Source organism: Cytobacillus pseudoceanisediminis, assembly GCF_023516215.1.
Taxonomy (GTDB): domain Bacteria; phylum Bacillota; class Bacilli; order Bacillales; family Cytobacillaceae; genus Cytobacillus; species Cytobacillus pseudoceanisediminis.
On the sequence record NZ_CP097349.1, the window covers coordinates 4,924,002 to 4,946,703 of the forward strand.

General features: G+C 37.7%; 13 protein-coding genes and 1 pseudogene. 13 read left to right on the plus strand and 1 reads right to left on the minus strand.

Features of this window, described 5'->3' with window-relative positions; genetic code table 11:
• The first annotated feature begins 6 nt into the window (after positions 1–6).
• The 9 genes from cydS to srtD all read left to right on the plus strand — a co-directional run bounded on the left by cydS (position 7) and on the right by srtD (position 16,410).
• Positions 7–108, plus strand: coding sequence for a cytochrome bd oxidase small subunit CydS family protein (gene cydS / locus M5V91_RS31030; RefSeq protein ID WP_019383178.1), 102 nt, complete (start codon positions 7–9; stop codon positions 106–108).
• A 407-nt stretch (positions 109–515) separates the two neighbouring features.
• Positions 516–1,238, plus strand: coding sequence for a GGDEF domain-containing protein (locus M5V91_RS26290; protein ID WP_284521599.1), 723 nt, complete (start codon positions 516–518; stop codon positions 1,236–1,238).
• Positions 1,239–1,415: 177 nt separating this feature from the next.
• On the plus strand, positions 1,416–2,321 hold the full coding sequence (locus M5V91_RS26295; RefSeq protein ID WP_251175036.1) for a response regulator: 906 nt from the start codon (positions 1,416–1,418) through the stop codon (positions 2,319–2,321).
• Positions 2,322–2,347: 26 nt separating this feature from the next.
• Positions 2,348–3,358: a HEAT repeat domain-containing protein gene (locus tag M5V91_RS26300; protein WP_251266888.1), complete on the plus strand. Its 1,011-nt coding sequence runs from the start codon at positions 2,348–2,350 to the stop codon at positions 3,356–3,358.
• 8 nt (positions 3,359–3,366) lie between these two features.
• On the plus strand, positions 3,367–4,791 hold the full coding sequence (locus tag M5V91_RS26305) for a glycosyltransferase family 2 protein (protein ID WP_019383182.1): 1,425 nt from the start codon (positions 3,367–3,369) through the stop codon (positions 4,789–4,791).
• A complete protein-coding gene (locus M5V91_RS26310; protein WP_284521600.1) occupies positions 4,740–7,004 on the plus strand; it encodes a hypothetical protein in 2,265 nt (754 codons plus the stop codon). Before M5V91_RS26305 ends, M5V91_RS26310 begins: the two co-directional genes overlap by 52 nt.
• On the plus strand, positions 6,977–7,966 hold the full coding sequence (locus M5V91_RS26315) for a hypothetical protein (RefSeq protein ID WP_284521601.1): 990 nt from the start codon (positions 6,977–6,979) through the stop codon (positions 7,964–7,966). Before M5V91_RS26310 ends, M5V91_RS26315 begins: the two co-directional genes overlap by 28 nt.
• A gap of 781 nt (positions 7,967–8,747) precedes the next feature.
• Positions 8,748–15,524 carry a Cna B-type domain-containing protein gene (locus tag M5V91_RS26320; protein WP_251266890.1) on the plus strand — a complete coding sequence of 2,259 codons (6,777 nt, stop codon included), beginning with the start codon at positions 8,748–8,750 and terminating at the stop codon, positions 15,522–15,524.
• Positions 15,525–15,834: 310 nt separating this feature from the next.
• Positions 15,835–16,410, plus strand: a complete 576-nt coding sequence (srtD, locus tag M5V91_RS26325; protein ID WP_251175042.1) for a class D sortase, LPxTATN-specific — start codon at positions 15,835–15,837, stop codon at positions 16,408–16,410.
• 100 nt (positions 16,411–16,510) lie between these two features.
• Here the strand turns inward: srtD and M5V91_RS26330 are convergent, their stop codons facing one another.
• Entirely contained in the window at positions 16,511–17,566 is a 1,056-nt protein-coding gene (locus M5V91_RS26330) for a response regulator (protein ID WP_369426006.1), read from the minus strand.
• A gap of 171 nt (positions 17,567–17,737) precedes the next feature.
• Between M5V91_RS26330 and M5V91_RS26335 the strand changes: the two genes are divergently transcribed.
• The 4 genes and pseudogenes from M5V91_RS26335 to M5V91_RS26350 all read left to right on the plus strand — a co-directional run bounded on the left by M5V91_RS26335 (position 17,738) and on the right by M5V91_RS26350 (position 22,676).
• Positions 17,738–18,280 (plus strand): hypothetical protein, encoded by a 543-nt coding sequence (locus tag M5V91_RS26335; protein ID WP_284521602.1) that lies wholly within the window; start codon positions 17,738–17,740, stop codon positions 18,278–18,280.
• Positions 18,226–20,757: an ATP-binding protein gene (locus M5V91_RS26340; RefSeq protein WP_284521603.1), complete on the plus strand. Its 2,532-nt coding sequence runs from the start codon at positions 18,226–18,228 to the stop codon at positions 20,755–20,757. The genes M5V91_RS26335 and M5V91_RS26340 overlap by 55 nt, the downstream gene beginning before the upstream one ends.
• A gap of 271 nt (positions 20,758–21,028) precedes the next feature.
• Positions 21,029–21,951 (plus strand): annotated as a pseudogene (locus M5V91_RS26345) (NAD-dependent epimerase/dehydratase family protein).
• A 17-nt stretch (positions 21,952–21,968) separates the two neighbouring features.
• Entirely contained in the window at positions 21,969–22,676 is a 708-nt protein-coding gene (locus M5V91_RS26350; RefSeq protein ID WP_284521604.1) for a YveK family protein, read from the plus strand.
• The last annotated feature ends 26 nt before the right edge of the window (positions 22,677–22,702 follow it).

Below are 22,702 nucleotides of genomic sequence, written 5' to 3' on the forward strand. Positions count from 1 at the left end.
AAACTCATGGCGGAATTTGTGATGTTTTATGCGCCGTTTATTGTGATCATTGCTTCCATTGCCGCGGCTTTTTGGCTGGCGGGGAAGGATGAGCGGATAGAGGAGTAATTAGTACGATTCAGCCCTAAGCGGGCTGTTTTTTTGCCAATGTATACTTGGAAACCTTCTCCTTTTATAACATAAACCTGTCATCATTCAGTGATTTACTAGGATTCACCTAATTGACTCTATCTAGAGCTAGTCTAAATCCTGATGACTTATATTATAGACACTGCTAATAAAAGAGATAGATGAACGGAGGAATGCTTGCAGAAGCGTTTTAACTATTGGATTCTAATCTATGTTCCGCCATTTGGAAATAAGGAAAATTAATCAAAGGCTTCGATGCATTGATAACCGTCGAAGTCTTTTTTATGCCTTTTGAAACACAAAAATATATTGTTTAAGAAATTTGTAAGAGCGGACCTTTACTATAAGTAATGCTTACATTTTTATATGATAGCGGGAGGTTTTTCATGTGTTTTGAAAGTTTACATAAAGGTAAGCTAGCATGGCTTAGTGAATTTTCACAAAGTGAAATGATGAATTGTTTACTCTCTATTTTAGACATTTATAATGTGGTTTTTATTGATACAAAGGGAAAATTTGTGAGATATAACCAGCAATTTAAAAACTTTATTCAGAGCGGCGATTATCATTTTTGCGATCAAGGTTGCATAGCGGAGATTTTTAAAGAGTTAAATGAGCAGAAGCTATTTGACTCCATACTATCCAATGTAGAAGATAACGGGATATGGTCGGGGAAACTTCTCATTAATTTCAGCGGTTTTCCCCAGGTACAGGTCCATATTTCGCGTGTAAATGGAGATCAGCTTCATGATCCAATATACATGTTTTTATTTTTCAAGGACGAAGTAAAAAGTGCAGAAGAGAAATGGAAGGAGCTTGCCTATACAGATGAACTGACAGGACTTTCGAACTGGAGGGAATTCCGGGAAAAGTTTTCCACTATCAAAAAAGAAAGAGAGTCGTTCGGGCTCTTATTTATTGATATTGACAATTTTAAAGAAATAAATGATCGGCATGGGCATATTGTAGGAGACAAAATGCTGCGGTTATGTTCCAATAGGATTAAAGAAGTTATAGGTCTAAATATGCATGCTTTCCGAAAAAGCGGAGATGAATTTCTTGTCCTCGTCGAGGAAGTAGAGAAGACAGAATATGTAGAGAAAAAATAAAAAGAAGCTTATCTGGCGATTTTCTAATAGGGGAATCTGTGGTGAGTGTGAGTGTGAGTGTGAGTATTGGGCTAAGTACTTACCCAGCATTGGGAAAAGATGAGGAAACACTCATTCACCATGCAGATATGTCGATGTTTAAAGATAAAATGAGAAAAGTAGAAAGAGGTATAAGTTGTGGGGATTAGGCAAGAAAATAAGACGGGATTAATAATTGAAGAGATGCAGGCTGCTCCAATCTTCAATATGTTAACTGCTAATATTATAAGATCAAAAGCACCTATTACAGCAATTTTCTTAGGCGTTTACAAGGAATCAATATTGCTTGAGGGAGATTTGGAAGCAATTGAAGATGATATAACATCATACCTTAATGCTCAAATACGTCAAACAGACATGCTGATAAAGTTATCCAAGGCATTTCAATGGTGTGTTATCTTACCCCAAAGCAAGGAGGAAGAGGCAAACGCCTTTTTAAGCCGTCTTTTCCAGGGAGTTCAAAAGGAGAATGATTGGTTATTTCAGGTGCATCAGCTAGCGTTTTCAGCAGGTGTGATAGAAATAAGAAACAATGAAATTAATTATGATGAGTTAATGCTTATTGGGTACAGATCACTTGAAAGATCCATAAGGCTAGGGGATTGGAATATAGAATATATAGAAGATTTCAAAGAAACAGCCCCTGAGGAAATAAGGGTTAGCATTCTCGAAGAAGATGAAGTTTTCAGCCGCATTCTAAATATGAGTCTGGAAAATCTTCCATTGAAACGGGTGGATCTTAATATTAATACGTTTCAAGATGGCTTGGAATTCCTTGAATCAGACTGGCATTCATCGAGCCATACTCATTTAGTTATAATGAATGATATTTTGCCCAGAAAGAACGGGTTTGAGGTCCTATATAATATTCGAAGATGGCCTAACAATAAACGATTTATCATTTTTATGCTTACGAAAAGAACTACAGAAGAAGATATGATTTTTGCCTTTGAGAATGGAGCCGATGCGTATTTAGCCAAGCCGTTCAATATCCGTTTGTTTGAAGCACAGGTGAAAGGGACACTGGAAAGATTATGGAAATGATAAGGGTATCGATAGGAGTGCTGGCGGTGTTCATAATTATTATGCTGCTGGTTTTAATTTGCCTGGCATTTTATATTGCAGTTCAATATGAGAAAAAACAAGCTCTAATAACAAGGAAAAACGAATACTTAAATGAACTATCAAGTGTCTGGCATGATTATTTGGTTAAAAGTAAGGAAGCTGATCTTGCAAAATTAAAGCCCTCCAACAAAGAAGAATACGAGATTACAGAAAAAATACTTCTATGCTATGTGAAAAACTTATCTAATAGTGAGATTCTGTTGAAAATTAATGGTTTTGCGAATGAATTTCTTACAGACTATTATGCGCTTTTATTGAGAAGCCGTAAATGGAGTCTAAGGATGAATGCTTTATACAGAACAGCTGACTTTAAATTGGAAACACTGATTGAAGAATGCCATCTGCTTGAGCAAAGGAAGTGTACACCAGAGGAAATACATCAAATCTATAAAATATACTCAATCATGGATTTTGATTCTTTAGTGGAAAAGTTACAAGCAAATAAAGACACATTCACTGAAATAGAATACAGTAGACTGCTAACCTTTATTTCTGATAAGGATTTAAATCATATGGTTACTTTATTTGAAGAGTTCCCATACAAATGTCAGTTAGCGATTGTAAATGCACTTGGTCATAGAAGACTGCAGGAATATGTTTCCTTTTTTGAAAAATTGATTTTGCATACAGATCCAGAAATGCGATTACGCTCTTTAAAAGCTATATTCGAAACAGGGTGGGTTATCGACATTGAAAAATATCTGCATTTTGTGCATTCGGATATTTGGGAGGAAAGGCTGCATGTCACAAAATTATTGGGCCGTCTTCCACTGGAAGATTCGTACTCATATCTCCAAAAATTGCTTAAGGATCAATCTTGGAAGGTACGCTCTGAAGCGGCCAATACTATCGGGAAAATTAAAGATGGGAAAAAAATGCTAATAGAGTTCGTGGACACTTCCAGTGACCGTTATGCTATTGAGATAGCGAATGAAATAATCAGGAAAGGAACGTAAGGAAGAAAATGGAGAAATTTACCGAAACAATAGGACTGTTCTTCGGGAGCGCAATCCTTATTTACATGCTAATCGTTATTTTTGCTTACACTTTTATGCTCGTAATTGCCTTTATCCATATCCGTAAGCATTATTTGCTTGATAAAGAGGAAGCGGATGAAGAAAACTTAAGCAGTATTAATATGAAGCCTATCTCCATTATTGTACCTGCTTATAATGAGGAAGCAGGAATATTGGATACAGTTCATTCCCTGCTTTCCCTTCGATTTCCTCAGACTGAGGTTATTATTGTTAATGATGGTTCCACAGATAGTACTCAGAACAAACTAATCCAGGAATTCAAATTTCTTGAAGTAGAAAAAGTCTACAGGCAGGAGCTTTCTACAAAGCCCGTTAAGCGGATTTTTCAATCAGCCGTCTATCAGGGGGTATGGCTGATTGAAAAAGAAAATGGCGGGAAGGCTGATGCTTTAAATACAGGCATAAATTTTGCAAGGTTCCCTTACTTTTGTTCGATAGACGGAGATTCCATTCTTAATGAGAAATCGCTCCTCAAGGTCATGAATCCAATTATATCATCAGATGGTGAAGTTATAGCTGCTGGCGGGAATGTCAGAATTGCAAATGGCAGTATTGTTCATTCCGGCACTGTAAGAAAAACACAATTAGCGAAAAATTCCCTTGTATTAATGCAGGTAATTGAGTATTTGAGAGCCTTTATGATGGGAAGGATTTCATTCAGCAAGTATAACCTGGTTCTAATAATCTCCGGGGCATTTAGTGTGTTCTCCAAGGAATGGACCGTCAAAGCTGGAGGTTATGCTGCAAATTCCATCGGGGAAGATATGGAATTGGTTGTAAAGCTCCATCGATATTTAAAAGAAAATAAATTAAAGAAGAGGATAGAATTTGTTCCTGATCCTGTCTGCTGGACTGAGGCTCCAGAAAAACTTTCAATACTAAGGAAACAAAGAAGAAGATGGCATCAAGGCCTAATTGAAAGTCTCTGGAAGCATAAACGTATCACTTTGAATCCAAAGTACGGCGCAATTGGAATGGTTTCCTTTCCATATTTCTGGCTTGTAGAATGCCTGGGACCGATTTTTGAGTTAGGCGGATATCTTTATATCATAGCAGCCTTTTTTCTGGGGGAGATCTATTTTGAATTTGCTGTCTTATTGGCCCTCTTATTTATACTTTATGGGAGTGTTCTTTCTATTGCTTCCCTCCTGCTGGACGCATGGAACAAAGATGTTTACCCCACAAAGAGCGACCTCTTTCGCCTTATTTTTATGTCTTTAACAGAGGTTTTCTGGTATAAGCCGCTGACACTTTTATGGCGGATGGAAGGACTTATGTTTTTCATAATTAGAAGAAAAGAATGGGGAAATATGCAGCGGATCGGACATTCTTCGAAAGGACAATCAATATGAAGCGTTTTTATATAGCTGGGGTTTTTCTGCTGATACTTTGTCTGCTGCCAATTATATGGTGGCAGCTTGAATCACATAAAAACGTTAAAATTGCAATTCTTGACAAGACGGTGCCAAGTGAATCATACCGAGAACATCAGGGATTGACCTGGGTCTTAAATTACTTGAAGTACGGAAATGATAAAGGAAAAGCTATACATGCATCTGAGGATTACTTCGGTTTCAGGCCTAAAGAAGACAAGAGGAGCTACAAGGTCAAGAATTTTCCAAGCCATTATTTGGATTATGATATTATCTATGCAGCTGATACTTATGGTGTGTATGAAGATGATCTTCCATGGCTTGATAAAAAGAGAAAGGGTGCTCGGACCGGACAAATTTATGGAGGTCTGGAAGAAAGTGAATGGAAGTCAATTTTAGAGAGACTTAATCAAAAGGAAAAAAGCTTATTTATTGCTGAGTTTAACACCTTCGCCTCACCAACTAAAAAAGCAGTAAGGGAATCTGTTACGGAATACCTTGGGCTCGATTGGGGCGGCTGGACTGGAAGGTATTTTGAAGAACTTGATCCTGACAAAAATGAAGAAATCCCCAAGTGGATATTGGATGAATATAGAGATGCATGGAAGTATAGCGGTGCAGGCTTCATTCTTGTCAATGATATCGACTATAAAGTAATCGTACTGGAAAAAGATAAACATATAAATGAAGGCGGCATAAAGTTATCTTTTACTGATAATGGAACTAAACTGTTTGGACTTAAAGATAGTCCAGAGTACAAGTATTGGTTTGACATTGTTACGCCGAAGGGCACGGCCGAAGTTCTGGCAAATTACCAGTGGAATCTTACTAACGAAGGTAAGGCCTTACTTGAAGAAAACCGGATTCCATCCCAATTCGCAGCTGTTCTGGCAAATAAATCTGGAAGTGCATTGAGTTACTATTTTGCTGGTGATTTTAATGACATCGAACGAGTGCCTTCATTTTACGGGATGAAATGGCTGGATGCTGCATATCAGTTTGGGCACAAATATTCAGATGAAGCATTCTACTGGTCAGCTTATGTTCCCATGATGAAAAATATTCTGAGCCATTTCCCCGATAGTAATGAAATTGAAAAGTCTAAACCTGATAGTCTTCAATATAATGCAAGAGTTAATAAGGATGCCTTTGAGGTGAACAAAAATGGGAAATGGATTGAAATTCCCATAAAAGGTGTCAATTTAGGAATGGGGAAGCCTGGGCATTTTCCTGGAGAAGCGGCCATTACAGAAGAGGAATACTATCGATGGTTCGAAATGATAGGAGAAATGAATGCAAATAGCATTCGAGTATATACACTTCATCCTCCTGGGTTTTATCGCGCCTTAAAACGATATAATGAAGAGCATAAAGAGAAATTATACATTTTCCATGGTGTGTGGATGAATGAAGAGAAATTAGAGGAATCAATGGATGCATATGAGGAAGATAATCTCCGCGATTTCGAGAAAGAAATGAAAAAAATTGTGGATGTCGTTCATGGCAATAAAATAGTAGATCAAGAGCCTGGTCATGCTTCAGGGGCCTATCAGGCAGATGTGTCTGAGTTTGTAATTGGATGGCTGATAGGAATTGAGTGGAATCCGTATATGGTTGAAAACACAAATAAAATTCATAAAGGAATGAGGGATTTTAAAGGAGAGTATTTCCAAACAAAAGATGCAGAGCCGTTTGAAGCATGGATTGCCCAGCAGATGGAAACGATTGTCCAATACGAGAAGGATAAATATAATTGGATTAGACCGCTTAGCTTCACAAACTGGGTTACTACCGATATTCTTGATCACCCGGCAGAACCTAATGATCAAGAAGACCTTGTCAGTGTCAATCCAAATGTCATTTATACCAAAGGTGATATGAAAAAAACAGAACAGTTTGCCTCATACCACATTTATCCATATTATCCTGATTTCTTTAATTATGAAGAATCCTATCAGTCTTATAGAGATCATAGAGGGGAAAATAATAGCTATGCTGCCTATTTAAATGAACTGCATCAAGTGCATAGGCTCCCCATTCTGGTGGCGGAATTTGGTGTGCCAGCTTCGAGAGGCTTGACACATGAAAACCCTTTCGGATGGAATCAGGGATTCCTCTCTGAAAAACAGCAGGGGAAATTGTCAGCCGTTTATATGAAGATATTATGGCCGAAGAGTTACTCGGGGGTATGATTTTTACCTGGCAGGATGAGTGGTTCAAACGGACGTGGAATACTATGGACTATGATAACCCTGACCGACGGCCGTTTTGGTCCAATGCTCAGACAAATGAACAGCAATTTGGTCTCTTGAGTTTTGACCGGAACAAGATCCGAGTAGATGGAAATACAGAAGAATGGGAGGATGAGCCTCTTTACAAAGGAAATAAAATTAAAGAGTTATACGCTGATCATGATGAAAGGTATTTCTATTTGAGAATGGAGCTCGATGCTGAAAGTAAAGGCTATCCTATGATTCTGCTCGATATCATACCTAATCAGGGAAATCACTTTATCAATGGCCGTGATCTTCCTGGCTTCTCTAATGGTGTTGATTTTATCGTGAATTTGAATGAGAACGAATCCAGAATAATGGTGGATGATTATTATAATCTCTTCAACTTCCAGTACGGTCATCAATTGGAGATGATCCAACCGAAACCTCCATTACCTGCGAAAAATAGCGGGAATTTCTCCCGGATTGAATACGTATTAAGCAGAGAGCTTTTTATCCCATCTCAAAACCGTAAAATAGACTTTAAAAGCTATGAGACTGGCAAGCTGCAAGCAGGAAATGGAAACCCCGAAGCAAAGGAATACGATTCGCTCGCAGATTATACTATTGCAGAGGATGGCATAATAGAAATGAGGATTCCTTGGCTCTTATTGCAGGCAAAAGATCCGAGCCAAAAAGAGTTCATGGCTGATGTCTATTCAGAAGGACTAGAAGGAAGCGTAAAGATCGATCAAATATATGTAGGCGGACTCTATTTTGATGAACAGCACAACTTAATAGATTCCGTGCCTGAAATAACCAATGGAAACCTGGAAAAAATGAAGGAATATAAGTGGGAGGCATGGGATATGCCTCTTTCGGAAGAAAGGCTAAAGCAGTCCTATTATTTAATAAAAACGTTATATGGGAATTACAAATAAAAGTTCAGAGGGCTTTGGCCTTCTGAACTTTCTTAATCCAGGAGCATATTGTATAAGTCTCTTGCTTGTGGGCTGGTTTCCTCTTCAAGCAGCTTTTCATAGCTATGATAGGTTCGTATGGCTTCTGAAAGCCATCCTATTTCAGCAAAGATTCGTTGTAAGCAAAGATCCTATCATAATTGAACGGATACCTATGACAAAATAATGAGTTAATACCAATTTCTTTTATGTAATAAAAGATAATAATTTAAACGGCCTAACCATGAAGATATTCATCCAAAATGAAGTTTTTATGATATTCCCTGCTGCAGAAGGACAAGTCTCCTCCCAGTTAAAGAAAACTAGCCTGATAATTCTAAAATCAGGTTTGTACTTTATAAAAATGTCACTGATGTTATATTTGATTAACCTACCTACCCCTCCTCGTATTTTATACGGTAACACAATTCCCTATTCTCATTTAAATTACAAATTAAAACGTTAAGAGAATTATTTTTTCCCTGCTAAATGGGGCGATTAATTAATAGCTTAGCAAGTTAGCTATCATAGTTCCATCTTTTTAGGTTTGTGTCCATCATTATTTATTTTTAGAGGGCACGTGAAAAAATGTTTATTGTTAAGAAAATGTAAAGAGGAAAATAGTAACTTTATTTAAGTTGCTATGGGGGATATTTCCTCGATTGACCAAACAGAATCCTTTAGTTTTTTCTTATTTCCCTGTAGTTAATAAGAATAAAGCATCATAGGTTGCTTTAAAAAATTTAGGGAAGGAGATTTTAAAGTGTCAAAAAAAGTAAGCATTATTATGTTCATTCTTATTCTAGTTTCTCAGACTGTACTAAGCGGGAGCGGACTTTCTTACTCAGCAGTAGCAAGTGAAGCTGCACAAGGATTTTTGACTGATGTTAATATGACGGATGATAAAGGCAATCTTATAGATTCTGAGAGGAACCCAGATTATCAGTCAAATGCGGAAACTGCTGTAAACGTAAATTATCACTGGAGTTTAGAGGGCTTGAAGGTAACAAGCGGAGATACATACTCGTTTAAAATACCTAAAGAGATAAAAATCCAAAATGAACAGCAAGGGAAACTAATTGCAGCTGATGTTGAATTAGGATCCTTCTACGCAGGAACAGACGGAGCGGTTGTCGTCACATTCTATGAAGAAGTCGAGAATTATGCAGGAACTGAAGGAATGTTTACTATTAAAACATTCTTTAGTAGTGACATGATTAAAGACAATGAAACGGTTTCCATTCCTTTCGCTTTATCTGCAAAGGAAAAAATTATTAACGTTGCTTTTCAAGTGGATCCCATTTCAGAAAATAATCAACAACAAGATGAAACTCCCGCAAGTGTGGAATCTGATGAAAAGACTGAAGCACACACTGGAGATTTAAAAGATGAAGTAAAAGTTGAAACAGATGCAGAGGCTGCAGAGGAAGAGCAAACAGAGGACAAGGTGCCAGTGCTTGAAAAGTCTACTAAAGAGGAGAAAATAGAAACAAATCAAAGTAATCTATATGAACCTGTAGAAATTCAAGAAAATATTATCACTGATTTTGAATTGACATTAAGAGACGGCACTCCTTTGCCAGATCCCCTTCCAAATCCAAACGAACATGATATCGAACTTAAAGCAAAGTACTCATTTGCTTTAGCGAATGACCATACTTATAGGGCTGGATCAACCTATACGTTTAAACTCCCTGAGCAATTAACAGTGTATAACCAGGCTAGCGGTAAACTCGGAGAATACGGCACATTTACAGTATCGACAGATGGTACAGTAGTTTTTACCTTCAACGAAAATATTGAAGCCCATTCAGATATTGATGGCTGGATTGAAGTATATTCGCTAATTGATAGACATTTAGAAGGCGGCACGACACAGAAAATCGTTGTTCCGATTAAGGGTGAAACTGTAAAAGAGTTAATCCTGAATTTTGAACCTAAAAATGGAAACTCAATCGACAAAAGAGGAACACCTAATCAAAAGTATAACGCCTCGTCCATTGCATGGGAAATTGACTTTAATAAAAACCAGGATGTTCTTGCAGGAGCACAACTGCTGGATCCTATCGATGATCCAAATCAGGAATTCATTGCTGGTTCGATAAAAATTTATAAATTAGACGTTCAATTAAATGGATCGGTGAACCTTGGAGAAGAAGTTACAGAGAAATATAAAGGGACATTCCCTATTGACTTTGGAAACATTAATAGAGACGCATACCGAGTAGTATTTGATACCAGGATAACAGACAGTGAGGCAACAAACTATCAAAACCATGCCACCATTAAGTGGAAAGATGGGGAATTGTCTGCGGGTGCAACTGTAAATGTTGGCCGCGGGAAGGCATTAGAAAAACGGTCAAGCCATTACGATTCAAAGTCACAAACTATTACTTGGGAAGTGAAATATAACTATAATCAAAAAGAAATCTCTAAAGACGAAGCTGTGTTGACAGATATCTTTGGGGAAAATCAAGTTTTAGTAGAAGACAGCTTTGAAGTACGTGAAATCACGATTAATCCTGAAACAGGTGCCGAAGCAGGGGAAGGCGAAATATTTAATAATTATTCTATTACAAAGAATGGGAATAAAGGATTCCAGCTTCAGTTTGGGCAAGACATTCAGACGGCATACAAAATCACTTACAAAACAAAAGCTGATGAACGGGTCTACGAAAACAGCACGGTGTCTAACAAAATAACGGCGAATGGAAAAGAAGCGACAGGCAGCCGTACAATGATTCAAGAAGTTTTCCATAAATACCATTACAATCAACATACGGATTACAATAACAAAACCACCCGCTGGGGAATCTCGTTCAATAAAGACAGCCACACAATGGAGAATGTCACATTGACGGACACACTTCCAAAAGGGTTGAAGCTTGAGAATTATACCATTAAACATGGCGGGGAAGCCTTGGTTAAGGATGAGCATTATGAATATAGCTACAATGAAGAGACAGGTGAAGTAGTATTTAACTTCACAGGACTAAACCCTGTTACAAAAGAAGTATATATCGAATACACAACAAGCTTCGATTTTAATATGATAGATAAAGATAATGAAAGCTTTACTAATTTGGCTAAGCTGACTTGGACTCCTGAAGGGGAAGAAGAGCAGCGGAGTGAAGAACGGAAAGCTACATTCACACCGAACAAGAACACTCAGCTGAACGGTTCGAAGAGTGGTTCTTATAACGCTAAAACTAAAGAAATTACTTGGACAATCGGGGTAAATTACAATAACCGTAACATTAAAGAAGCGATCGTCGAAGACTTGATTCAAGGTAATCAAAACCTTGATTTAGGGTCGATAGAAGTCTATCAGATGTTGGTCCAATCAAATGGTAATTGGTCGAAGGGTGAGAAGTTATCTTCAGATCAATACGGTAAAGAAGAATTTGAGTCAGAGGGCAAGCCAGGTTTTCGTGTGAATTTAGGAGAGATCAATAGTCCCTATGTAATTGAGTTCAAAACCAATCTTGCAGGAGAATTGATAGTAAATCGGTACAATAATGAAGCGCTATTGAAAGATGGAGCAGCAGATTTTCCTTTGAACGCTCATGTATCGGTCGCGAATGGCGGAACTTACACTACAAAAGATGCTGCACAAAACGGACAGAATGAGGAAGTTCTGAATTGGTCAGTCCGCATTAACGCTGCGCAATCAATGATTGAAAACCCAAAATTGATTGATCGTCCAAGTGCTAATCAGCTCATTTTAAAAGATTCTTTTGTTCTCTATGGAACAACTGTACATGAAAGCGGCAGTTTCACTAAAAATACAGAAGACATTTTAAAAGAAGGAACGGATTACTCCATTGAATTTAAGAAGGATGAAGAAGGAAAAGAATACTTTGAATTACTATTCTCAAAAACAATAGACCGTCCATATATTTTGGAATATGATACGTTCCTGATGGCGGGGCATGGAGAAGAAGTTAGTAATCACGCACTCATAGAGGGAAAGAATATCACAACAGAAAAGACAGACACTAAAAAGCAACACATTGTTCGTTATTCTGCCGGTGATGGAGGAGCTAGCGGTAAGGTTGGTAAGCTTACTATTAAGAAAGTAGATGCAGCGACTGAAGAGCCTCTCCAAGGAGTAGAGTTCACCCTCTTCGATAAATCAGGAACGATTGCTCTTTTCACTGAAAAAACCGATTCAAAGGGAGAAATCACATTCGATCAATTGCGATTTGGTGATTACGTCTTAAAGGAAACGAAAGTACCTGAAGGGTATGTAAGTTTTTATGTAGATGGAAAAGTCATTACCATTGATCAAGAAGTGAACAGCCCTGAGGATACAGGCAATATCCATAAAGTTGAAAATCATCCAATTATCTATGCAGTTCAACTTACAAAAGTGGATGAAGCTAACCCGGATACCAAGTTAGAGGGAGCTGCATTCGAACTTCAAAAACAAGTAGATGGAGAGTTTGTCACCATTACCGATAAAGTCTTGACTAATAACAAAGGCATCATCTACGTGGATGATCTGACTCCTGGTAAATATCAGTTCATCGAAAAAACAGCGCCATATGGTTATCTCCTAGATAAAAAGCCTGTGCTTTTTACTATTCAGGAAGAGGCAATTGAAGTTGTGGAAGTCACAGCTGCTAATAAGGCAATTGAAATAACGTCCATTAAAGGCCAGAAGGTATGGAAAGACGAAGGCCCATCTGAACGTCCTGAAAGCATCTATGTGGATTTACTTCAAAATAATAAGGTTATAGAGACACTGAAAGTTTCTGAAGATTCTCAGTGGTCTTATAGTTTTAATGATCTGTTGAAAACAGATTCACTAGGCAATGCTTACAAATATGCTATTAATGAGCATCCAGTCCCCGGTTACGAGTCCATAGTCGATGGCTATGACATTACGAATCTGCGCATTGGCAAGACGTCCGTCGAAGGCGCGAAGATATGGAAGGATGACAATTCGCCTGAACGACCAGAATCAATCATGGTGAACTTGCTCCAGAACGGTGAGGTCATCGACAGCCGAGAAGTCACATCTGAAACAAACTGGACATATAGCTTCACCGGCCTGGAGAAGTATGATCTGGAAGGAAAAGCTTACGAATACACAGTTGAGGAAGAGCCAGTTAAAGGTTACGAGTCTGCAATCGATGGCTACGATATTACGAACCTGCGCGTCGGTAAGACATCGGTTGAAGGTTCTAAGATATGGAAGGATGACAATTCACCTGAACGACCAAAGTCAATAACGGTAAACCTCCTTCAGAATGGGGAAGTCATCGACAGCCAAGAAGTCACTGCAGAAACGGACTGGACATATAGCTTCATCGACCTGAATAAGTACGACGAGGAAGGGAAAGCTTACCAGTATACTGTAAAGGAACTGCCCGTCCAAGGCTATGAATCTACAATTGAAGACCATAATATCACGAATGTCCGCACAGGAAAGACAGCTGTTGAAGGAATAAAAACATGGAAAGATGGAAACTCCAAAGATCGTCCATCTAAAATTAAAGTGAATCTCCTTCAAAATGGGGTGGTCATCGATACGCAGGAAGTAACAGCTAAGACAGATTGGACATATCATTTTACAGACCTGGAGAAGTATGATCAGGATGGAAAAGCATATAACTATACTGTAAAAGAGCAAGGGGTCCCGGGCTATGAATCAAAAGTTGACGGGTATAATATCACGAACACACGCTCAGAGCAAACCTCCGCTGTTATTACAAAGGGCTGGAAAGACGATAACTCTGAAGACCGTCCGGAAAGCGTGACAGTGAAACTTCTTCAAAACGGCAAAGTTATGAAGACAGTTGAATTGAAGGCAATTGAAGGCTGGACATATAAGTTCAAGGATTTAGAAGCATATGATGAAGATGGTATTGCTTATGAGTATACTGTCGAAGAAGAAGCGGTTGAAGGTTACGAATCCAAAGTAGATGGTTATGACATCACCAATGTCCGAGTCGGCAAAACTACCGTAGAAGGCTTAAAGACATGGAAAGACGATAATTCCAAAGACCGTCCGGTAATGATCAAAGTGGATCTTCTTCAAAATGATAAAGTTATTGCTACTCAAGAAACAACTGCTGAAACGGACTGGAAGTTTAGCTTTACGGACCTTGAGAATTACGACGAGGAAGGGAAAGCTTACCACTATACTGTAAAAGAACAGCCGGTTCAAGGCTATGAATCTACAGTTGAAGACCATAATATCACGAATGTCCGCACAGGAAAAACAACAGTTGAAGGAACAAAAACATGGAAAGATGGAAACTCTAAAGATCGTCCATCCAATATTAAAGTGAACCTCCTTCAAAATGGGGTGGTAATAGATACACAGGAAGTTACAGCCAAGACCGATTGGACATATCAATTTACTGACCTGGAAAAGTATGATGAGGATGGAAAGTCATATAATTATTCTGTAAAGGAGCAAGGAGTTCCGGGCTATAAATCAAAAGTAGACGGGTTTGACATCACGAACACACGTTCAGAGCAAACCTCCGCTGTAATAACAAAAAGCTGGAAAGACGATAACTCTGAAGAACGTCCGGAAAGCGTAACAGTGAACCTCCTCCAAAACGGTAAAGTTATTGAGACAGTTGAATTGAAGGCAAGTGAAGGCTGGACATATGATTTCAAAGGTTTAGAGGCATATGATGAAGATGGTATTGCTTACGAATACACTGTCAAGGAAGAAGCAGTTGAAGGTTACGAATCCAAAATAACTGGTTACGATATCACCAATGTCCGTATAGGCCAAACATCTGTAGAAGGAACAAAGATTTGGAAAGACGATAATTTCAAAAATCGTCCGAAGATAATAGTAATTGATCTTCTGCGGAATGGTAAAATAATTCACACGCAAGAAGTGACTGCTGATACTGGCTGGAAGTACAGTTTTCCTGATCTAGAGAAGTATGATCAAGAAGGTAAAGCATATGCTTATACAGTCAAGGAGCATCCTGTTAAAGGTTATGAATCTATTATTTCCGATTATAATATCACCAACAAGTTAATTCTTGGCACGGTTGAATTGACCAAGGTCGATAGTGACAATCATCAGATTAAGCTTGAAGGGGCTGTATTCAAGCTGCAGGATGCAGAAGGCACGACTCTGAAAGAGGGTCTTACCACAGATTCAAACGGGAAGCTTGTTATCGATGATTTGAAGCCGGGTAATTACCAGTTTATTGAAACGAAGGCTCCGGAAGGTTATGAACTCGACCCGTCACCTGCTTCCTTTACAATCGAAACAGGACAACACGATAAAGTGACGGTTATAGCAGAAAACCATAAAAAACCTGAAAACGGAGCCCCAGGGGTTGATAAGCCGCAAGGTCCGGCTGATCTACCTGGGAAACCTGATACAACAAAACCAGCAACACCCGGCACACCAGTCAACGGAAATGGTCAGTTAAACTCCAATACTGGCAATATATTGCCGGATACGGCTACTTCGATTTTTAATTCTGGGCTGATAGGAATCCTTCTCTTGTTGGCAGGATTGCTTCTCACAGTTCGAAGGAAAAAGAAATTAAGATAAACAGGAAGGCTATCCTCTACGTATCACAAAGAGGATAGCCTGTTTGCAGATTATCCTCATATTCATATTGTCAAGTTCTTCCTAAAAGATAACCAATGGCATTGAACTCAAAATACACGGTAGACGTATTTTAAAAGTATCTTTCAAGAAAATCAGCATTATTCAGAGGATTGCTTTTTATGTTTCTGAACGATAAACTGTTAGACTGCAATTTGAAAAACTTACAAAATGGTTAGCGGCAGACAACTTGGGACTTAACATTTCCAAGTTGTTTTAAATACCGGTAACAAAAATGGAAGGAAAAGATAGGATGAAAAAAGCAGTCAGTACCCTGCTAATAATTACAGGCGCATTGATATTAACGATCTCCATCTGCCAATTTTACCAACAAAAAGTAAGTACAAACAAAACTCTGGAAAAAGCACAGCAGCTTGTCTTCAAAAGTGATGGACGGGCAAAGATGGTGGATCAATTTTCCCCAAAGGAAAACGATGTCATTGGAGTTTTGAATATCCCTAAATTAGAAAGGTCTTTGCCAATTATAGAAGGAACAGATGAGGAAATCCTGGAAAAAGGTGTAGGACACTATTCATCCACCGTGTTCCCAGGTCAGGATGAACAAATTCTCTTATCTGGTCATCGAGATACGGTATTTAGAAAGTTTGGAGAGCTGGAAATAGGAGACCGTTTAATTGTGGAAATGACATATGGGGAATTCGAATACGAAATAAGGAAGACGGAGGTTGTAGCATCTGATAATACGACGGTGATAGGCCCAAAAGGAGAGGAAGTTCTGACAGTTTCGACCTGCTATCCGTTCTCCTACATCGGTTCTGCACCGGATCGCTATATCATTTACGCCTATCCTGTGAAACAATTGGAATAGAAGACATGCTAGGTTAAAGCAGTCTAATTATATACCTAAAAGAGGCTATATCTTGGGAATATAGAGAAAAGTTCAGAGGGCTTTGGCCTGCTGAACTTTCTTAATTAAGCAGCTTTGAATACAAATCTTTTATTTGAGGGGCAGGGCTTAATGCCATTTCCTCTTCCAGCAGTTTTTCGTAGCACTGATAGGTTTTAAGGGCTTCTGACCACAAGCCTATTTCAGCAAAGATTTGAATAAGATTAAGTACTGCAAATTCTGAATATGGTTCGACTTTCTGGTAAATTTTTAAGTATGATATTGCTTTATTTAAATCTGTGCGTTTTGTCTCCTTAATTGCCGCTGTCAGTATATGGAGCAGGGTTTCCTTGTATGTTTCTGAATATTCATAAACCCACTCATATGCATTTATTTCTAAAAATGGTCCTTTATATTTTTCGATTGCTGATTCAATTGTTTTAAAGTCCAGAGCTTTACTATTCAATATATCCTTGGCCAATTTATTAAATTCATCAGCATCAAAAAGTACATTATCAAGCATCAAACAGTAGCTTTGGTTTATAAAGCTAATTGGATTTGAAATGCCCAGCCCAGAAAAGGTTTTTCTTAAATGTGACAAACACGTGTGCAAATATGTTTTTGCATTTTTATAATCATGCTCTGGCCAGAGTTTTTCTATGATGATGTCGCGGTGAACATACTTTCCCATATTTGCAGTCAGGAATGCAAAAAGCTCCTTGGTTTTTGCTGTCCTAAATCGGAGTGGCTTCTCATTGAAGTATACTTGCAGCGCACCAAAACAATAAATTTTAAGGATCGGTTTGGTTTTGTTAACAATTGCCTTTGACTGTGACTGAGTTCGGGTTTTCAGACGCTTAACCGTTTTCTCCAACCTTTTGGCTGTAACCGGCTTTAGGAGGTAATCGATACTTTCAAGTTCAAATGCATTGACTGCGTAGTTTGTATGTCCCGATACAAAAACAACTTGGGTTGAAGGGTAAGAAGATAAAATTTCCTGCGCAAGTTCAATACCGTTTATGTCTTTCATTTCAATATCCAAAAATATTGCATCAATAGATTCATTTTTTAAATCATCAAAAACATTCTCGTGTGTAGTATAACTTCTGACAATTTTGATATCTGGGAAAATTTGCAGTTTTTTTCAAGGGCCAGCAATGAAAGCTCTTCATCATCTATAATGATTGTCCTTATCATATTTGCCTCCTTACTTATAAATTTCTAAGTATTTCCTTTTCTGGTATTATACCTTACTATTATTAAAAAGCATAAAAATATGGAAAAATGTGAGTCAAGGGGAAGGACTGCCATGCAGCGTAAAATATCAATCATTGTTTCTATCTTAGTCTGCGGTTTTACACTAATAAGTATAATTAGAGAATCTGGATTAAACTGGGGAAATCATTCTGCAGTAAATAAAGGTCAAATGCACCTAACATCTTCCGAGGATCTAATGGAATTAAATGGGGAATGGGGATTTTATCCGAATAAATTAATTAACCCAGCAGATCTTGAGAAAAGTAATAGAAAGCCTATTTTTTTAAAAGTGCCGATGAAGTGGGATTCTCTATATAGCTATAAAGACCATCTAAAAATTGAGGCGGGAACCTATCGGCTAACTATAACTGTCCCAGAGGATGGAATGTATGGATTCAGGGCGGAGTCTATCAGACAATCCAGCAGAGTTTATATTAATGGAGAAAAAGCGGGTGGAATTGGTAATCCAAGTATAAATAAAAAAGAATATGAATTCCGTGAGGGCCCTTTTTATTTTTCGGAAAAAGCAAGAATAAACGAATGGATGTTATTATTCACGCTGCCAATCGAGCAAGTCCTAACGGTGGAATTGTAAAACCCATACTATTCGGCGAGGCAGACCAAATAGTGCTTCAAGCCGCTCAAGAGAAACAGACCGAGGGATTTATTACAGCAGGATACCTGATTCTGTCTTTGCTTATTTTATTTCAGTATTTCCGGCAAAGACACGCAAAAAATGAACTGTATTTTGCGGCATTCTGTTTTTCACAGAGTATTTACATATCTACCCAAAAAGAAAAACTTATCTATTTATTTTACCCAGACATCTCCTCTAAGGTGCTCTTAAGCCTACAGCTGAGTTTTATTCATTTATCGGTTTTGTTTTTCCTATGGTTTGCCCATAGTACATTCAAGAAGCAGTCTTCAATAAAAATTACGAAGTGGATGTCTATTCTGCTTATTATAAAAATTGCCTATGTAAGTATAACGCCATTATTATTCTGGTTTTATTCATTGATACCTATGATATTTATGCAGGTTAGCTTAATTGGTTTACTTGGGAGTGTTTACATCTATATCCTGTTTATCCTTTTTCGAGCTTACAGGGAAAAGGTGAGCGGATGTGAATATATCCTAACTGCTGCCATTTCATTCACCTGCTATGGTGCTGCGTTAGGCATTGAATTATTCCTGCAGATTGATATAGGCAAGATACCCTTGTTTTTATTTTTAATCATGACGATATGCCTGTCTCTCTATATAGGCTATTTAAGACAGCTTTCTTTTATTATGATTGATAATCTCTCAAAAGACTTGCTGGTCCAGGATCAGCTAAAAAATGAGTTTTTGATCAAAACATCCGATAAGTTAATGGAACCATTGCGTACTTTTATGTGGCATTCCAAAAAGTTAATGGAAGGTAAGGAAGGGCCGTTAAATAAAAGGCAGCTTAAATATATCCTGGAGATGCAAAGTTCAGGGAAAAAAATAGATCGTCTAGTAAACAACCTAAGGCATGCAAGTTCCAGTATAAACCATTCATTAAGATTAAGACCAGTTCCTCTAGACGTTATCTCAGAAATGGTGCTTGAGCTGCGGGATGTCCTAAAGCTTCCTAAAGAAGTCAAACTGGTAGATGACATACCCAAGAAGATGCCAAGTGTAATAGCTGATAGCAATATATTGAAAGAAGTAATTTTCAATGTGCTCGATAATGCTATTCGGCATACAGCTTCAGGTGAAATTCGCATCAGTGCTTTTAGAGTGAGAGAGAGTGTGCATATCGAAATATCAGATACTGGGCAAGGGATGGATTCCTTATACCTGGAAAAAATATTTGAAACATTTTACCAGATACCTGACCATTCCAAACATGATGGGATTGGAATTGGCCTGAGCATTTCAAAGAAATTTGTCCATCTTATGAAAGGTGAGATTTGGGCAGATTCTTCAAAAGGCAGAGGATCAACCATTACTATAAAGCTCCCAGCCTATAAAAATCTTTTTTACGAAGATAAAGATTTACTTGGGGAAGTTTCTGCTGACTTGGAATTGTTACGTGATTATCCTGAAGAAATTGGCAATCATAGCAGAAAGGAAATTGTATTTGCATGTGCCAATACCGAAAATAATCAATATCTTAAATACTATTTAAAGAGTTCTGGTTACTCGATTACAATTTCTCATGATGAAAAAACTGCTTTTGAAAAGGTTGAAGGTGTGATGGCGGATATGCTGATTATTGATTTAAATCTGGGGAATCAGTCTGGTATTGCACTTTGCCAAATGATCAGAAAAAGGTACCTCTTAACAGAACTGCCTATTCTCATGATTGGGTCAACAAATCAAATAGTGCCGATACTCGATAGTATGGAAATTGGAGCCAACGAATATATTCAAAAACCAGTTGATAAACTGGAGTTACTGGCCAAAATCAAATCCTTATTCGCTATGAAGGATTCTGTTAGCCAGTCCATTCACAATGAATTAAGTTACTATCAAGCGCAAATCACTCCGCATTTTTTATATAACACTATGAACACTATCATTGGGCTGAGTTATCAAAACGCGGATAGGGCAAGGGATGCGCTTGAACATCTGGCAGTTTATTTTCGATCTAAACTAGATTATACGAAGCATCATAGCATGGTCTCGATAGAGGAAGAAATGGAACTAGTCGAATCCTACTTAGCAATTGAAAAAATCAGGTTTGGTGACCTATTATTCTTTGATTGGGATATAGATGAAAGCATAGATATAATGCTTCCATCCATGACAATTCAGCCGCTAGTAGAAAATGCCGTTCAGCATGGCGTTTCCAAAAAGAAAGACGGTGGACGAATTAAGCTATCCATTCGTCAAAAAGGAAATAAGGCTGAAATAGTAGTAGAGGATAACGGAATTGGAATGTCAAAGGAAAAGCAAAATCAGCTTTATAGGGGATATAACCACCGGATAGGCTTCATTAATCCATATACAAAGGTGAAATTAATAAAGAATGCAACTTTTGAATTAATAAGTGAGGAGGGGAAAGGGACAAAAGTAATCATTACAATGCCAAATGAGAGATAAATTCTAGACGAAGAAAAGCTGTCCCCATTATTAGGGACAGCTTTTCTTGTTTAAGTCCTACAAAAAATAATAGGATTAAGGTTCAATTTAAATCGAATATACAGTTTTTCTTAATACTGGATATTATTTGAAAATAATAGTAAAAAAGTATGGTTATATAATGGCTGGGACTACATATATTTGTTTAAAGAGTCAGGTTTTCTCGAATCAATGGTGAAAAATGAACTATCAATTCGAGGAGAAAAATTCTTTAAACGGAAAGGTGAATACTATGAAGGTTTTGTTAACCGGCGGAGCAGGATTTATTGGTTCCCACATTGCCGAAGAGCTTATTAAAGAAGATTATGAAGTCGTTATTTTGGACAGTTTAGTAACTGGACAAGAACACAATATTCCTGCCGGAGCTAGATTTTACCATATTGATATATGCGGAAATTTAGATCCAATTTTCCTGGCAGAAAAACCGGATTATGTAATTCATCAAGCTGCACAAGTGTCAGTTTCAATTCATTGATTCATCCAAAATTAGATGGAGAATCAAATATTATTGGAACAATCAATCTTTTGAATGCATGTGTAAGGCATCAAACGAAGAAATTTATATTCGCATCCACAGCTGCATTATATGGAAATCCAAAATATTTATCGATTGACGAAGAACATCCTGTATTACCTATATCCTTTTATGGCTTATCGAAACTAAATGCTGAATCCTATATTAAGCTTTTTTCAGATCTGTACGGACTGTCTTACACAATTTTACGGTACTCGAATGTTTATGGCATGAGGCAAGATACAGAGGGTGAAGCAGGAGTAGTTGCTATTTTCATTGAGAGGGCAATAACTGGACAATCCTTGAATATTTATGGAGATGGTTTCCAGACAAGAGATTTTGTATTTGTAAAGGATGTTGCCAAAGCAAATGCAGCAGCTATTCTTTATGGTGATAATGAAATAATTAACATAAGTAATAATACTCAAACTTCCATTAAAGATATTGTAAACGAGCTGAACTATCTATTAGAGTCTGAGGTTATGCCAATTTACCATGAGGAAAGGGAAGGAGATATAAGGCATAGCTGTTTATCAAATAAAAAAGCTCTTAAATTGCTGAAATGGGAGCCCCGGTATACTTTTATAGATGGTTTAAGAGAAACGGTTGCCTTTATGGACCAAATTCAATTAAAGGCATAAAAGTTTTGGAGGTTTCCATGAACGAACATATAGATCTAAAAACATTTTTCAAGATAATGAAAAAAAGATGGCTGACCATTATTTTTACTGTGATTTGCATTTTCCTTCTGACTTTGTGTCTGTCCATTTATGTTATAAAGCCGACTTATGAAGCAACTGAGAATATACTTATCGGCAAGCTGACAAAAAAGGATGGGCAATATGGAGATTCACAGGAACTTAACATGCTGCTTGCTTCAACAATTGATCTAATTAAGAGTCCGATTGTCCTGAATTCTGTTAAAGAACAGTTTAATTTGGAAGATGATGAACTAGAGAAAAAGTTAGCTGTCCAAAACAATCGAGACTCACAAATAGTCAACGTAGTGGTAAGAGGGCATGATTTGGGTACGACCAAGGAAATTGCCAATACGATTGCTAAAACAACAGTTAATAAAATGAATGCTCAGTTTGATGTGCAGGATATAAAGCTATTAAGCGACAATGATACAGACCCATCGATTAAAGTTGTCGGAAGTTTGTCATTGAATATCGCAATTGGTCTGGTAATAGGCCTTTTTCTTGGAGTGGGACTTGCCATGTGCAGAGAGTATTGGGATGAATCAATAAAAAATGTAAACGAAGTAGAAATGACTTTGGGACTTCCTGTCCTGGGACAGGTTAATTTAAAAAAAGCAAAAGAATGTATAAGAATAAAACTGGAGTTAAACATCAGGCATCCTTAGTAAATAATGAAAAAGGGAGACAAATC

What these genes read in the sequence shown, in the direction of transcription:
- cydS (WP_019383178.1), top strand. Translation starts at nt 7, where the DNA reads ATGGCGGAATTTGTGATGTTTTATGCGCCGTTTATTGTGATCATTGCT.
- M5V91_RS26290 (WP_284521599.1), top strand. Translation starts at nt 516, where the DNA reads ATGTGTTTTGAAAGTTTACATAAAGGTAAGCTAGCATGGCTTAGTGAA.
- M5V91_RS26305 (WP_019383182.1), top strand. Translation starts at nt 3,367, where the DNA reads ATGGAGAAATTTACCGAAACAATAGGACTGTTCTTCGGGAGCGCAATC.
- M5V91_RS26310 (WP_284521600.1), top strand. Translation starts at nt 4,740, where the DNA reads ATGGGGAAATATGCAGCGGATCGGACATTCTTCGAAAGGACAATCAAT.
- M5V91_RS26315 (WP_284521601.1), top strand. Translation starts at nt 6,977, where the DNA reads ATGGCCGAAGAGTTACTCGGGGGTATGATTTTTACCTGGCAGGATGAG.
- srtD (WP_251175042.1), top strand. Translation starts at nt 15,835, where the DNA reads ATGAAAAAAGCAGTCAGTACCCTGCTAATAATTACAGGCGCATTGATA.
- M5V91_RS26335 (WP_284521602.1), top strand. Translation starts at nt 17,738, where the DNA reads ATGCAGCGTAAAATATCAATCATTGTTTCTATCTTAGTCTGCGGTTTT.
- M5V91_RS26340 (WP_284521603.1), top strand. Translation starts at nt 18,226, where the DNA reads ATGGATGTTATTATTCACGCTGCCAATCGAGCAAGTCCTAACGGTGGA.
- M5V91_RS26350 (WP_284521604.1), top strand. Translation starts at nt 21,969, where the DNA reads ATGAACGAACATATAGATCTAAAAACATTTTTCAAGATAATGAAAAAA.